The organism is Nonomuraea sp. NPDC049400, from assembly GCF_044466425.1.
In the GTDB taxonomy this organism is placed as follows: Bacteria; Actinomycetota; Actinomycetes; order Streptosporangiales; family Streptosporangiaceae; genus Nonomuraea.
The window spans coordinates 188866-202365 of the sequence record NZ_JBITMP010000018.1; the positions used below are offsets into that span (position 1 = coordinate 188866).

17 protein-coding genes are annotated in these 13500 nt (G+C 69.5%); 10 read left to right on the top strand and 7 right to left on the bottom strand.

Annotated features, from left to right (window positions below; translation table 11 throughout):
• Positions 1 to 82 precede the first annotated feature (82 nt).
• Complete coding sequence (locus ACIBVN_RS28205; RefSeq protein WP_397141319.1) at positions 83 to 1918, top strand: glycoside hydrolase family 97 catalytic domain-containing protein; 1836 nt, start codon at positions 83 to 85, stop codon at positions 1916 to 1918.
• Between the two features lie 45 nt (positions 1919 to 1963).
• Here ACIBVN_RS28205 and ACIBVN_RS28210 read toward each other — a convergent pair whose 3' ends face one another.
• Genes ACIBVN_RS28210 through ACIBVN_RS28220 form a run of 3 tightly spaced genes read right to left on the bottom strand, consistent with a single transcriptional unit; the run spans position 1964 to position 4909 of the window.
• Positions 1964 to 2794: a carbohydrate ABC transporter permease gene (locus ACIBVN_RS28210; RefSeq protein WP_397141321.1), complete on the bottom strand. Its 831-nt coding sequence runs from the start codon at positions 2792 to 2794 to the stop codon at positions 1964 to 1966.
• A complete protein-coding gene (locus tag ACIBVN_RS28215) occupies positions 2784 to 3683 on the bottom strand; it encodes a carbohydrate ABC transporter permease (protein ID WP_397141361.1) in 900 nt (299 codons plus the stop codon). The genes ACIBVN_RS28210 and ACIBVN_RS28215 overlap by 11 nt, the downstream gene beginning before the upstream one ends.
• On the bottom strand, positions 3650 to 4909 hold the full coding sequence (locus ACIBVN_RS28220) for an ABC transporter substrate-binding protein (protein WP_397141323.1): 1260 nt from the start codon (positions 4907 to 4909) through the stop codon (positions 3650 to 3652). Before ACIBVN_RS28220 ends, ACIBVN_RS28215 begins: the two co-directional genes overlap by 34 nt.
• 294 nt (positions 4910 to 5203) lie before the next feature.
• Here ACIBVN_RS28220 and ACIBVN_RS28225 point away from each other — a divergent pair, with 294 nt between their 5' ends.
• The 3 genes from ACIBVN_RS28225 (at position 5204) to ACIBVN_RS28235 (ending at position 7122) form a co-directional block, all read left to right on the top strand.
• On the top strand, positions 5204 to 5791 hold the full coding sequence (locus tag ACIBVN_RS28225; RefSeq protein ID WP_397141325.1) for a hypothetical protein: 588 nt from the start codon (positions 5204 to 5206) through the stop codon (positions 5789 to 5791).
• Positions 5707 to 6327, top strand: coding sequence for a cytochrome P450 (locus ACIBVN_RS28230; protein ID WP_397141327.1), 621 nt, complete (start codon positions 5707 to 5709; stop codon positions 6325 to 6327). Before ACIBVN_RS28225 ends, ACIBVN_RS28230 begins: the two co-directional genes overlap by 85 nt.
• A gap of 72 nt (positions 6328 to 6399) precedes the next feature.
• Positions 6400 to 7122 carry a TetR/AcrR family transcriptional regulator gene (locus ACIBVN_RS28235; protein WP_397141329.1) on the top strand — a complete coding sequence of 241 codons (723 nt, stop codon included), beginning with the start codon at positions 6400 to 6402 and terminating at the stop codon, positions 7120 to 7122.
• Positions 7123 to 7205: 83 nt separating this feature from the next.
• On the opposite strand, the gene ACIBVN_RS28240 is transcribed toward ACIBVN_RS28235, so the two are convergent.
• The 3 genes from ACIBVN_RS28240 to ACIBVN_RS28250 form a co-directional block, all read right to left on the bottom strand.
• Positions 7206 to 7562 (bottom strand): ArsR/SmtB family transcription factor, encoded by a 357-nt coding sequence (locus ACIBVN_RS28240; protein ID WP_397141331.1) that lies wholly within the window; start codon positions 7560 to 7562, stop codon positions 7206 to 7208.
• 80 nt (positions 7563 to 7642) lie between these two features.
• Positions 7643 to 7744: a hypothetical protein gene (locus ACIBVN_RS28245; RefSeq protein WP_397141333.1), complete on the bottom strand. Its 102-nt coding sequence runs from the start codon at positions 7742 to 7744 to the stop codon at positions 7643 to 7645.
• Positions 7745 to 7749: 5 nt separating this feature from the next.
• Complete coding sequence (locus ACIBVN_RS28250) at positions 7750 to 7932, bottom strand: hypothetical protein (protein ID WP_397141335.1); 183 nt, start codon at positions 7930 to 7932, stop codon at positions 7750 to 7752.
• Between the two features lie 43 nt (positions 7933 to 7975).
• On the opposite strand from ACIBVN_RS28250, the gene ACIBVN_RS28255 reads away from it, so the two are divergent.
• Positions 7976 to 8248, top strand: a complete 273-nt coding sequence (locus ACIBVN_RS28255) for a hypothetical protein (protein WP_397141337.1) — start codon at positions 7976 to 7978, stop codon at positions 8246 to 8248.
• Here ACIBVN_RS28255 and ACIBVN_RS28260 read toward each other — a convergent pair.
• A complete protein-coding gene (locus ACIBVN_RS28260) occupies positions 8216 to 9685 on the bottom strand; it encodes an alpha/beta hydrolase (RefSeq protein ID WP_397141339.1) in 1470 nt (489 codons plus the stop codon). The two genes, ACIBVN_RS28255 and ACIBVN_RS28260, sit on opposite strands and share 33 nt — an antisense overlap.
• A gap of 253 nt (positions 9686 to 9938) precedes the next feature.
• On the opposite strand from ACIBVN_RS28260, the gene ACIBVN_RS28265 reads away from it, so the two are divergent.
• From ACIBVN_RS28265 to ACIBVN_RS28285, 5 genes are all read left to right on the top strand, one after another.
• Positions 9939 to 10184: a hypothetical protein gene (locus ACIBVN_RS28265; RefSeq protein WP_397141341.1), complete on the top strand. Its 246-nt coding sequence runs from the start codon at positions 9939 to 9941 to the stop codon at positions 10182 to 10184.
• Between the two features lie 99 nt (positions 10185 to 10283).
• Entirely contained in the window at positions 10284 to 11351 is a 1068-nt protein-coding gene (locus tag ACIBVN_RS28270) for a serine hydrolase domain-containing protein (protein WP_397141343.1), read from the top strand.
• A gap of 134 nt (positions 11352 to 11485) precedes the next feature.
• Positions 11486 to 12076 (top strand): CGNR zinc finger domain-containing protein, encoded by a 591-nt coding sequence (locus ACIBVN_RS28275; protein ID WP_397141345.1) that lies wholly within the window; start codon positions 11486 to 11488, stop codon positions 12074 to 12076.
• A 31-nt stretch (positions 12077 to 12107) separates the two neighbouring features.
• On the top strand, positions 12108 to 12647 hold the full coding sequence (locus tag ACIBVN_RS28280) for a protein-tyrosine phosphatase family protein (RefSeq protein ID WP_397141347.1): 540 nt from the start codon (positions 12108 to 12110) through the stop codon (positions 12645 to 12647).
• 143 nt (positions 12648 to 12790) lie between these two features.
• Positions 12791 to 13435: an HAD family hydrolase gene (locus tag ACIBVN_RS28285; RefSeq protein ID WP_397141349.1), complete on the top strand. Its 645-nt coding sequence runs from the start codon at positions 12791 to 12793 to the stop codon at positions 13433 to 13435.
• The last annotated feature ends 65 nt before the right edge of the window (positions 13436 to 13500 follow it).

Consider the following 13500-nt stretch of genomic DNA (forward strand, 5'->3'; position numbering starts at 1 on the left):
GGCAGGCGGGTGCCACGAGGGTTGCGATTAAATTCTTGACGAAGTTAATTAGAGTGCATCCCCAGCCTTCGGGAGGCACTCGTTGAACTGGCTACTGAGTGGCGTGCTGCTCGCCGGACTGCTCATCACCCCCACCACCTCTGCCGCCACCTGGACCGTCACCGCGCCCGCAGGCGGGCCCGTCGCCACCGTCCGCCTCGACGAGCAGGGCCGGCCGTCCCTGGCCGTGTCGCGGGGCGGAGCGACCGTGCTCGACCCCAGCCCGCTCGGCGTCACCACGGAGCAGGCCGACCTCACCACCGGCCTGCGCCTGAGCGACCGCGCCAGCCGCACGGTCGTCGAGAGGTACACGACCACGGCGGGCAAGCGCCTGCAGCGCATGTCCGTGATGACCGAGACCCGCTTCCGCTTCGCCCGCGGCGACGCCGAGCTCGAGGTGGTCGTCAGGGCCGCCCGCGACGGCGTCGCCTACCGCTACGAGCTGCCCGGCGCGGGCGCCGTCCGCGGCGAGGCCTCGGCGTTCGACGTCCCGGGCGGGTCCACCGCCTGGCTCGCCGCGCACCGCCGCGACTACGAGAACCCGTTCATCCAGTACGCCGGCGTCCCCGCGGCCGAATACCAGATGCCCGCACTGTTCGGGGTCGGGCCGAACTACCTCCTGCTGGCCGAGTCGGCGTTGAACGGCTCCTACACCGGCCCCCGCCTGGTACGCGACGCGGACACGTACCGGATCGCCCTCTGGGACGCGCGGGTCCCGTACGCGGGCGGCCTCACCACGCCCTGGCGGGTCATGGTCACGGGCGACCTCGCGACCGTCACCGAGTCCACCCTCGTCGACGACCTCGCGCCCGGCTCCCGGCTCGCCGGCACTTCGTGGATCAAGCCGGGCAAGGTGCTGTGGAGCTGGCTGGCCGGCGGCCGGAGCGTGCAGCAGAGCCTGGATCGCCAGAAGGAGTTCGTCGACTACGCCGCGCAGCACCGCTGGCCGTACGTGCTGGTCGACGCCGGCTGGTACGACGATCCGGTGACCGGCGAGCGGGCCTGGACGGATCGCACAGCCGAGTTCACCTGGATGCCGCAGCTCGTCGAGTACGGCCGGGCCCGCGGGGTCGGCATCATGGCGTGGCTGCGCTTCTCCGACTTCGACACCCACGACGAGCGCGCCGAGCGCTTCGGGCTGCTGCGCCAGTGGGGGGTCAAGGGCGTCAAGCTCGACTTCATCGACTCCGAGGCACAGGAGCGGCTGCGCTGGTACGACGAGACGCTGCGGGACCTGGCCGACAACCAGCTCATGGTCAACTTCCACGGCTCGACCGTGCCCAAGGGGATCAACCGGACGTGGCCCCACGTGATGACCATGGAAGGGGTGCACGGCGCGGAGAAGTCGTCCAACCTGACCACCAGCCACCTCGCGGCCCTGCCGTACACCAGGAATGAGATCGGCTCGATGGACTACACGCCGATGGCCTTCCAGCGGGCGAGCCGGCCCACGTCCGACGCGCACGAGCTGGCGCTGTCGGTGGTGTTCGAGTCGGGGCTGGAGAACCTGGCCGGGTCGCTGGACGCCTACCGCGCACGGCCCGAGGCCGAGCGATTCCTCGACCAGGTGCCCACCGTGTGGGACGAGACGCGGCTGCTGTCCGGAAGGCCCGCCGACCACACGGTGCTGGCCAGACGCAGCGGCGATCGCTGGTTCATCGGCGCCGGCGTCTCTGGTGCGGCCAGGACGCTCCAGGTGCCGACAGGCTTTCTGCCTGGGCGGTGGCTGGTCGAGGTGACGCGGGACGGCGCCGACGGTCTCGTTCGCGAGGCGCACGTGGTTCAGGGCGGCACGCTGGCGGTGGAGGTGCGGGCCGAGGGCGGTTTCGCCGCCATCGCGTGCCGCTGGCGGCCCGGCCTGACGACCTGCGCCCGCTGAGGACGCCTCCGGTGCGGCGGGCCCGCCGCCGCACCGGCGCGCTGATCAGCCCTTGAGGCCGGTGGTCGAGATGCCCTCGGTGATGCGGCGCTGGAAGATCAGGAAGAAGCCCAGGATGGGGATCAGCGACAGCACCGCCATCGCGAGCATCGGCCCCCAGGTGGAGCCGCCGCTGGAGTCGAGGAACGCACGCAGGGCCAGAGGCACCGTGTAGGTGGACACGTCGCTCAGGTAGACGAGCTGGCTGAAGAAGTCGTCCCATGTCCAGATGAAGGTGAAGATGGCGGTCGTGATCAGCGCGGGCCGCGACAGCGGCAGGATGATCCGCCAGTACACCAGCAAGGGCCCGCACCCGTCGATGCGGGCCGCGTCGTCCAGCTCGCGCGGCAGCGACCGGATGAACTGCACCATCAGGAAGATGAAGAACCCGTCCACGGCCAGGAACTTCGGCACGATGAGCGGCAGGAACGTGTCCACCCAGCCGAAATACTTGAACAACGTGTACTGCGGCACGATCAGCACGTGGATGGGCAGCATGATCGACACCAGCATGATTGCGAACCAGAGCTTCCTGAACCGGAAGCTCAGCCGGGCGAAGGCGAAGGCCGCCATCGAGCACGACAGCACGTTCCCCGCCACGGCCGCCGCGGCGATGACGAACGAGTTCGCGAAGAACCCGCTGAACGGCACCCCCAGCGCGGTCCACCCGGTGGCGTAGTTGTCCGCGACCACGGTCTCGGGCACCAGCCCGGGATCGGTGAAGATCTCGTCGTTGGGCTTGACCGAGGAGCTGATCAACCAGAACAGCGGATAGAGCATGACGAGCGCGCCCACCACGACCAGCAGGTGGACGGCCCAGGGACGGCTAGTCGGCATAGTGCACCCAGTACTTCGCGGAACGGAAGGCCAGCCCGGTGAAGGCCGCGGTCACCAGAAGGAGCACCCAGGCCAGCGCGGAGGCGTAGCCCATCCGGAAGTTCCCGAAACCCTCCTGGTAGATGAAGAGCGTGTAGAAGAGCGTGGAGTCCGCCGGCCCGCCGTTGCCGCCGCTGATGATGAAGGCGGGGGTGAACGCCTTGAAGGCGTTCACGGTCTGCAGCACCAGGTTGAAGAAGATGATCGGGCTGAGCATGGGCAGCGTGACACGGAAGAACGCGCGCACCCGCCCGGCGCCGTCCACCGCGGCGGCGTCGTAGAGCTCGGCGGGGATCTGCTTCAACCCGGCCAGGAAGATCAGCATGGGCGAGCCGAACTGCCAGATGTGCAGCATGACCAGCGTGTAGATCGCGTACTGGGGCGTGGAGATCCAGCTCGGCCCCACGATCCCGAAATATCGCAGGGCATCGTTGATCAGGCCGTCGGCCCCGAAGATCTGCCGCCAGAGGATCGCCACCGCGACGCTGCCGCCCAGCAGCGACGGCAGGTAGTAGGCGGCGCGGTAGACCCCGACGCCCCGCATGGGCCTGTTCAGCAGCACCGCGACCAGGAGCGCGAACGCGCCGGACAGCGGCACGGAGAACACGACATAGATCAGCGTGACCCGCACGGCGTTGACGAAGTGCGGGTCGTCGGTGAGCATCCTGGCGTAGTTGTCCAGCCCCACGAAAGACGGGGTGGTGAGCAGGTCGAAGTCGGTGAACGACAGTGCCAGCGAGGCCAGGATCGGCCCGCCGGTCAGCAGGAGCAGACCGGCGAACCACGGCAGCAGGAACAGATAGGCGGCGCGTCCCTCTACTTGAGCACCCGTCGGGCTTCTTCGAAGAATCGGGACACCCCCTGGTCGATCGTGAGCTTGCCGAAGCCGATCTCCTGGTTGACGTTGGTGAGCACCTTGTTGTGCAGCTCCCCGGCGCCGAGCGGCTGGGGCGGTGGCAGCGGACCGACCCTGTCCTTGATCGAGTCGATGTAGTCGTAGACCAGCTGCTCGGACGGCGACGCCTTGGGCCGCAGCGCGGCGCGGATCGGGGCCGCGGGCGGGATGCCGCGCTCGGATCCGAGCTGGGCGGCCACGTCCGGGTCCGCGACGAGCGCGTTGACCAGGGCCACCGCGTCGTCCTTGGCCTTGCTCCCGGAGCTGACGGTCAGCAGCATGGACGGTTTGTAGTACTGGCCGGGCTTGTCGCCCGTCGGGAAGGTGTGGATGCCGATCTCGTCCTTGGTGAGCGACATGTAGGCGGTGAGCTGGTTGGACCAGGCGAAGTCCATGACCGCCTTGCGGGTGGCGACCAGGCTGTTCTGCACGTCGCCCGCCGCGGTGGCCTGGACGTCCGGCGGTGCGGCCGCGCCCGCCTTGCGCAGGCCCGCCCAGAAGGTGAACCACTCCTTGAGGTCGTCCTCGTCGTAGGCCAGCTTGCCGTCGGCGGTGAAGAACATCTTGCCCCGCTCCAGCAGCCAGTTCTCCAGCGCGCCGCCGTCCTGGGCGCCGTCCTCGGTGCCGAAGACCCCCTTGCCCGCCAGCTTCTTGGCCAGCTCGCCGTACTCGGGCCAGGTGAAGGTCTCGGGGATCTCCACCCCGCGCTCGGCCGCCAGGGTCTTGTTGACGATGAGGGCCATGGAGTTGATGCCGAAGTTCACGGCGTACTGCTTGCCGTCGATCTTGCCGGCGTTCACCACGTCCGGCTCGAAACCGGACAGGTCCAGGGCCTTGCCCACGTACGGGCCGAGGTCCAGCAGGCTGCCACGCCTGGCGTACTCGCCGAGGTAGGAGTAGTCCATCTGGATCACGTCGGGGGCGTTGCCGCCCGCGGTCTGGGTGGCCAGCTTCTCCCAGTAACCTTCCCAGCCGGAGAACTGGGTCTTGATCTGGACGCCGGGCTTCTTCTTCTTGAACGCGTCGATGGCCTTCTGCGTCGCGGTATGGCGCGCCGTGCTGCCCCACCAGGCGAACTGGAGGCCGGCGCCCGAGCTTCCGCCGCCGGCGCAGCCGGTCAGGGCGAGGGCGGCTGCGGCCGCGCCGGACTGGAGGAATCCTCGTCTGCTGAGATCTCTCATGCGGGGGTGTCCATCCGTATACAAATATTTAACTCGGGACGTTAATTGTCCCCTAACGGGGCGTCAACGTCGCGCGGCAAACGGTTGCGTCTTCGAGACGATCCGACCTCTAGAAGGCCATGACCGTGGACCAGGCCGGAATTGCCACCCTCGATGCCTTACACATCCGATCTATCCGCTGGGAGGGGTGTCGCGGCAGACCTCTACGTCGGCGCGCCAATACATGCACGGCACGCATTGATGCGCGTCGTGCATCTTTTGTAGTGTGGATTCGCCCCGCACCGCGGACCGCCGGTGAGCGGCTCCGCCCGAGAACAGGATGTGCCCGGCTTCGAGGAGGCACGCACCGTGCTGTCGGATGCGCGCTTCAGCGCCGACAAGGTCCGCCATCGCGACGCCACGTCTCTGCAACCGGACGAAGTGACCGAGATGGCGCCGTCCCGGCCGGACACGACTCTCCCCGCCCGTGAGGACGGCTACTTCGTCTTCATGGACCCGCCTGAGCACACCCGGATCCGGCGGCTGCTGACCGGCCAGTTCACCGTGCGGCGGATGCGGGCGCTGGAGTCGCGAGTCACCGAGATCGCCGTCGAGCACATCGAGGCGATGAAGGCGGCCGGTACCGAGGCAGACCTCGTGCCGGCGTTCGCGCTGCCGCTGCCCTCGCTGGTCATCTGCGAGCTGCTCGGAGTCGACTACGCCGACCGGGCCGAGTTCCAGGAACGCACCGCCGTCGGGCTGAACGCCAGCGCCGGCGCCGAGGAGCGAGCCCGAGCGGGGGCGAGCTGCACGCGTTCATGCAGCGCCTGGTCGCCGGCAAGCGCGCCAACCCCGCCGACGACCTGCTGTCCGGGCTCGTCCACGACGCCGACCCTCCGCTGACCGACGCCCAGCTGGTCGACGTCGCCCTCGTCCTGCTCGGCGCCGGCCACGAGACCACCGCCAACATGCTGAGCCTGGGCGCCTTCGCCCTGCTGGAACACCCCGACCAGCTCGCCGCACTGCGGAACGACTCCACCCTGATCGACAACGCGGTCGAGGAGCTGCTGCGCTACCTGACCATCGTCCAGCTCGGCGTCAGCCGCGTCACCACCGAGCCCGTGACCCTGGGCGGCGTGGACCTCCCCGCCTGCGCCACGGTCGTGATCGCCACGCCCGAGGCCAACCGCGATCCGCAGCATTGGCCCGACCCCGACCGGCTTGACGTGCACCGCCCCCGCACCTCGCACCTGGCCTTCGGGCATGGCATCCACCAGTGCCTGGGCCAGCAGCTGGCCCGCATCGAGATGCGGATCGGCCTCAGGGAGCTGATCACTCGCCTGCCCGGCCTGCGTATGGCCGTGCCCGCCGAGCAAGTACCGCTACGCAATGAAATGCTCATCTTCGGCGTGCACTCGCTGCCGGTCACTTGGTCCTGAGCCCACCTCGGGAAAGGACGAATCCGCCCTTGGCCGCCCATGTGGGAGACTGCGGTGGAGGAGGAGGTTGGAGTGGTTCAGCCCGCATCGGGCGGTGAGGAAGCCCACGTGGCCATGGTGGGTGCCGCAGCGCCGGTCATCGGCCGCCGTGAACGCAAGAAGCAGGCCACTCGTGCCGCGCTCCGCGAGGCCGCGCTCCGCATGTCCCTGCGCCACGGCGTCGAGAACGTCACCGTCGAGCAGATCGCCGACGAGGCCGACATCGCGCTGCGGACCTTCTTCAACTACTTCTCCAGCAAGGAAGAAGCGGTCGTGGCCTCCCTCTCGGCCGCCGCGCAGGAACTCATCACCCAGTTCAGGGCCCGGCCGCGGACGGAGACTGTCCTGCAGGCGTTCCGCGAGGCGGTGCTGGTCGTCATGAATCAGAGCGACGCCGCCAGCCGCGACCACATCCAGGCGTTGCAACTGGTCCGCACCGCACCCACGCTGGTGCCCCAGCAGCTGGCCGTGCTCGCCGCGCAGGAGCAGGCCCTGGCCGAAGCGATCGCCGAGCACATAGATCATCCGGAGCCGAACCCCGCTGCCTGCCGGACAGCCGAACGATCCGCGGATTCCTCCTACCCGCTCGTGTGCGCGGCCGCCGCCCTGACAGCGCTCCGCGTCGTCCTGGACCAATGGCTCCAGCAAACCGCGGGCTCGGACCAGCCGGACATGACGCTTCTCGGCCGGCGGTTCGACGCGGCGATCACTGAGCTCGCGGCCGGACTGGACCGGCCCGGCCGCGCAGCCACGTAAGGCGCCGCCGCTCATGCCGATGCGTCGCGTCACCATCCAGTGGCGATAGATCGCGGGAGTGCGCCCAAGACCGGCGCGGTCGCCTAACGGGCTTCGGCGACCTGGTCGTTTTCGCGGACGCAGGAATCGATGATGGCCGGGATGAGGCCGGGGAAGCGGGCGTCGAGGTCGTCGGGGCGCAGGGAGTTCATCTTGGTGGTGCCCTGGTAGTGCTGGCGGATGACGCCGGCCTCGCGCAGCACGTTGAAGTGGTGGGTGGCGGTCGAGCGGGAGACGGGCAGGTCGAAGGCGCCGCAGCTGATGTCGTGGCCCGCGGTGGCGAGCTGGGCGATCACCGAGCGGCGAACGGGGTCGGCGACGGCTTCGAGGAGTTGCTGGAGGGTGACCTCGGTGACGGAGGGGTTGTCCACGGTGCGCGGGGTGGTCTTCGGGCGGGACACGTGGGTCTCCTCCTCCGGGAATCGGCTGACCTGTCATACTACGACGGGCGTCGAAGGAGCGAGCGTGCCAGGCTTCGGGCTCAGTGCCGGACGGTGACGACGATCTTGCCGACCTGGATGTCGGACTCCATGTGCCGGTGACCGGCGACGATGTCCTCCAGGTCGAAGACGCGGTCGATCACGGGGGTCAGCGCCCCGGAAGCGAGCCCGTGTTGACGAACGCGACACCGCGGGCGAGGCGCTGCTGGTCGGTGGTGTTCTCGAACAGCGTGTAGGTGCTGGTGGACAGCGCCGGGAAGCTCTGTGCGTTGGGCAGCGGGGTCGGGCGCGGGTCGAGCGCGCCTCTGCGGCGGCCTTCTCCGCCGGTCACGGCCAAGGAGGTCGCCTCCGTCGACGTCCTGTCGGACGGTCGGATGAATTTCGGCGTCGGCCCCGGCTGGATCAACCAGGAGATGCGCAACCACGGCACCGACCCCGCCACCCGGTGGAAGGTCATGCGCGAACGCGTCGAGGCCATGAAGGAGATCTGGGCCGACGACGTCGCCGCTTACGCGGCCGCGGGCGTCGATCGCGTCCTGTTCTGGGTCCGCCACCTCGGCCCCTGGCTCAGGGGCTCGCTCAGCCTGGAGCTACCACCATTCCTGCTGCAGTTGCTACCGCACGGCGGGGCAGTGGGTGCCGCGTGATGGGACCGCGAGGTCGGTGAGGTAACGGTCAACGGCGTTCTCCATGCAGGGCCCGCTGGTGGCGCTGCCGTGGCCCCAGCCGTCGTACGTCAGCAGCACGCCCTTCCGCCCGAACTGGCGGGCGACGGACGTGGCCCACCGGTGCGGCGTCGCCGGGTCGTGCAGCGCGTTCGACAGCAGCACAGGCGGGGCCTGGCGTGCCGTCGGCCCGAGGTGGCGCTGGGGGTTGGCGGTCGGCGCGCCGAGGCAGGCGGCCACCATCCGGAGGGGCAGCAGGTACGGCATGTCAGGGGCGGTGGCGTTCATCCGCCGCACCAGCGACGCGTACTCCCGATAGTCCCGCACGGGGAGTCGCCAGTCCGAGCAGAAGATCGGAGTGGTGGGCGGCAAGGGGGACAACCTCGGCGCCGGGCCGTTCACCGGCGCGCTCCTGTCCATCGCGTCGATCTCCTTGGCCAGACCCGCGAAGTCGCCCTGGTAGAACCGCCGGAAGGCGATCGCGTTGACCAGGTCGACCGAGGACACGGTGGGGCCCAGTTTGCGCACCAGGTCCGGCGGGGTGGCCAGCCTGCCGCTCTCGGCGCGGGCCAGCAGCCCCTTCCAGACGGCTCGTATGTCGCGGTCATGGAGGGCACACTCGGCGTTAAGGCCGCACCACTTCACGAACTCGTCGAAAAGATCCTGCGCGGCCGCCGCCCCGGTCTCCAGGAAGGTCCGCGTGCGGGGGACGCTGTGGTCCATCACGCTTTCCAGCACCATTGCCCGTACGTGACGAGGATAGGTCTCGGCGTACTGGGCGCCGAGCATCGTGCCGTACGAGCTGCCGTGGAAGGTGAGCTTGCTCTCCCCGAGCGCCATGCGCAGGGCCTCCAGGTCCCGGACCGTCTGGGCTGAGTCGAGGTGGTCGAAGATGCCGTTCGGGGTCTGCTGACGGCACGCCTCGCGCAGCTCCCGGTTGTACTGCACGGTGGCCTCGAAGTCCGCCTGACTCGTCAGCTTCGGCGACGGCCGGGCCGCGAGCTTCTCGGGTGGGCAGGTGACGGGGCTGCTGCCACCGACTCCGCGGGGATCGAAGCTGACGATGTCGAACCTGCGGCGGACCTCGGCGCTGAAGCGCGTGATGCCGGTGCCCACACGTTCGACGCCCGAGTCACCGGGCCCGCCCGGGCCGAAGACCAGGGTGCCGACGCGCGTTCCCGGGCCGGTCGCCGTACGGCGCGCGATCTTGAGATCGAACGCGGGCCCGTCGGGACGGGCCCAGTCGACAGGCAGCCGGAGGGCCGCACACTCCGCCCCCTTCCACGCCGCCCACTCCGGACTGTCCGGTTTGCAGGGTGTCCATTGGATGCTCGCCGGCGCTGCGTTCGCCGGGGGAGCGGCACCGAGGCTTGAACCGGCCACGAGACCCGCGATGACGAACGCGGCCACGCTGTGCATGAGCTTTCCTCCTGGAATGGATCTTGGGGCGTCCGTCACGATAGGTGCGGGAAAGCCCGAGCAGAACCGTTCTCAGGGGCCGTTCAGGGTCGGCTCAGGGATGGTTCGGGGTCGGACGGAAGGACGCTGTTCGGGCAACGGGGTGAAGCTCACGCACATCGTGCTCGCCCGCGTGCGGTGACGTCGTGAGATCCGCACCGCGGCTGGTGCGGTCGAGGTCAAGGCCCCAAGGGTCGACGACACGAGGACAGCGGTGAGCGCCGGCGCCGTGGAGATCGAGATCCGGCGCAATGACAACTGCACTCACGACGGGACCGACTTCCCCACGTGGCCGATCAAGATGGAGATCGGAAGAGGGAATGCCACCAGCCACCAGGTCATCGAGACGGTCTCCAAAATCCTCACCCACGCCTGGCAGGCAGGCCATGACGCAGTCGCTGCCTGCGACTACGAGGACGAACTTCCCGACCACGGCGGATACCCCCGCTACCGGGCGTGACCACCCACCCGATCCAATGCCGAGGTGTGGTTTTCCGCAGGGCAACCAGGCGGAGCACCTCATTCTGCCGGGGGTCAGCCCTCCATAGCGTTGAGCCCCATGATGCAGATGCTGACGAACACACTGGTAGCGGCAACTCTTGTGACAGGTGGCCAGGGCGGCGCCGGGGTAGGCCCCGAGCTGGAGAAGATCGTGGAGAGCAACGGGGCGACGGCTGCTCTGGCGCGGGTCTCCGACGGAGAGCGGACCTGGTCCGGCACCGCGGGAGTGCGCGACATCAAGCGCGGCGGTCGGCCCTCGCCCAACGGATACTTCCGGATCGGCAGCGTCACCAAGACGTTCGTCGCCACCGTGGTGCTCCAGCTCGTGGACGAGGGCAAGGTGCGGCTCGACGATCCCGTCGATCAGTACCTGCCGGGTCTGGTGCCGGGCGGGGAACGCATCACCGTCCGCCGGCTCCTCAACCACACCAGCCACCTATACGACTACATGAGCGAGCCGGGGTACTCGACCAACCGGTGGCGCGGCGACGCGCGGTTCCGCTCCTACCAGCCACGTGAGCTGCTGAAAGTGGCCTTCGCCGAGGAACTGCCCGACGACGGCAAGTGGCACTACTCCAACACCAACTACGTGGTGCTCGGACTACTGGTGGAGAAGCTGACGGGCCGGTCCTACGGCGAGGAGGTCAGGCGCCGCATCCTGCGCCCGCTGGGGCTGCGCCACACCGTGGTGCCCGGCGATCAGGCGGGGGTGCCCGCGCCGCACGCCAAGGGGTACGAGCCGATCCCCCAGCTCGTGGACGCGACGCGGATGAACCCCTCGCTCGACTGGGCGGCGGGCGAGATGATCTCGACCGCGGCGGACTTGGAGCGGTTCATGTCCGCCCTGCTCGGTGGCAAGCTGACCAGCGCCGCATCGCTGCGGGCCATGCGTACGCCCGTCGAGACAGGAGCTGGGTTCGGCTACGGGCTTGGGCTGCAGGCGTACACGCTGCCATGCGGCACGGTGTGGGGCCACAGCGGCGAGCTGATCGGGTATCTGACGTTCGCGTTCCGCTCGGACTCGGGCAAGTCGATGACCATGTCGATCAACCCCTCCACCCGCAACCCGTCCACGCAGGAGGTCATGGGCATCGCCGTCAAGGCGTTCTGCGGGACCACGGGTTGACGACCGCACCGGAACCGGTCAACCACGACCAGGCACACGTCGTACGGGGACAGCGCTCTCGAGCGTATTCCGTAACCCCACCCCCTGTAAGGGTTATAGTGCCGTTTTATCGGTTACCGGGAAGTGGGTGAGGCATGCGGATCTCCATCACCGACTATGCGGTGGGAGCGACCCTGGCAGGAGACCTGGCCAACACCTCACCCACCGTGCAGGCCGCGGCAGGGGAGGCCCTGCCCACCCCTGAAGCGTTGATGCGGTTCCTCGCGGGGCGCGGGCTGCGGCTCGACGCCCTGGCGGACGGGACGACGCCAACCGGCGAGGACGTCCGCGAGGTGCACCTGCTGCGCCGGGAAGCGCGTGGCGTCGTGGAGACCGAGACGGAGGATCAGGCGGTCGCGGGCGCTGCCGTGCTGGCCAGGCGGGCCGGTCTCAGCCCGGTGCTGGACCGCGATCCCAGCGGGCGCTGGCAGTGGTACGTCCCGACCGCGCCGGGCGCGTCGCCGGCCGAGGAGCTGGCCGCGATCATCGGCGTCGGGCTGCTCGGCGCCGTCCGTGCTCTCGGCCACGGCCGGTTCCGCGCGTGCGTCGCTCCGGGCTGCCGCGGTGTGTTCGTCGACACCAGTCGCGGGGGGCGCCGCGTCTACTGCATGCCTGACTTGTGCGGCAACCGGCTCAATGTCGCCAATCACCGTGCACGGCAGCGGCTGGGCGGCGCCGCCCAGTGAGAGACACAGTGGAAGACAAAAGGAGAACTCGATGCAAGACCCTGGCGACAGCACAACAGCCGACCCGGTCAGCCAGCCGGTGAGCGGGCCGTCCCTCGTCGGCGCCCTCCAGCTCCCGGACGGCTCCTGGATCCGCGGCCGCGGCCTGCGCCATCCGCTGCCGGCGGGGCCGACGCCCGACTTCGGCCTCTACCTCGGCTCCGACCGGCTCCGCCGCCGCCACGAGAGCGAGCTGCGGTGGCCTCACACGTGGATCCAGTGGCCTGACTTCTGGCTGCCCCGAGACCACGATCTGGCCGCGCGGGAAATCCACGCGCTGCACGAGCGGGCGCGGGCGGGCGCCGCGGTGGAGGTGGCCTGCGGGGGCGGCGTCGGGCGCACCGGCACGGTCATCGCCTGCCTCGCCGTCCTGGCCGGTCTCGACCGGGCCCACGCCGTCGCCTGGACCCGCGATCACCACCACCACCGGGCCATCGAGACCCCGTGGCAGCGCCGCTGGGTACTGCGCTTCCCGCCGTCCCTCCGCTCGAACCCGCACGACCAGGGTGCTGACCCTGAGACATCACGCTGAGAAGTGTCCCGGCCGGCATGGGCACGAGCACCTGCAGCCTCCCAACTGCAGGTACGTCCTCTGGCGCCGCCTGCCTCACCTCGTCGCGTCCGACCGCTCTACGCTGGAGCAGGCCTTGTGTCCCCCGACTCGCAGGTGTGCCCATGCTCGATTCCCCGCTCCACCCGGAGCCGCCGTACGCCGCCCTGATCTTCGACTGTGACGGCACCCTCCTCGACACGGCCGCCGCCAACGAGAGCGCTTGGAGAACGGCGCTGGAGAAGTGGGACATCGAGCTCGACTCCGGGTGGTATCGCGCCCGCACTGGTCTACCCGCCGATGCGCTGATGACCGAGCTGGCGGCGAAGATCGGACGGGAGTTCGACCGCGCCGCTGTGCGCGCTGCCGCGCTCGACACCTACAGCCGCCTCGTTGGCACGGTGGAGCCGCACGAGCCCGTGGCGGCTGTGGCCCGGGCGCACCACGGGCGGGTGCCGATGGCGGTGGCGTCGGGCGGCTCGCGGCGCGGCGTGGAGGAGGGGCTGCGGGCCACGGGCCTGCGCCCGCTGTTTGACGCGGTCGTCACCCGCGACGATGTCCGGTACGGCAAGCCCGCTCCGGATGTCTACGTACTCGCCGCCGAGCGGCTGGAGGTGGACCCGGCGCACTGCGTGGCCTATGAGGACAGTGACGAGGGAGCCGCCGCGGCGCTCGTCGCAGGCATGCGGGTCATCGACGTACGGCCGGCCCTCGGCCGGGTGATTTCGCCGGTCACAAGCGGATCTGGCGCAAAGTCCGTGAAGCGGTGACGATATGTGATCGCGTCGCTGGGGGCAGGCGATGGTCAGGTTGATCGCGATTTCGTAACTCGATA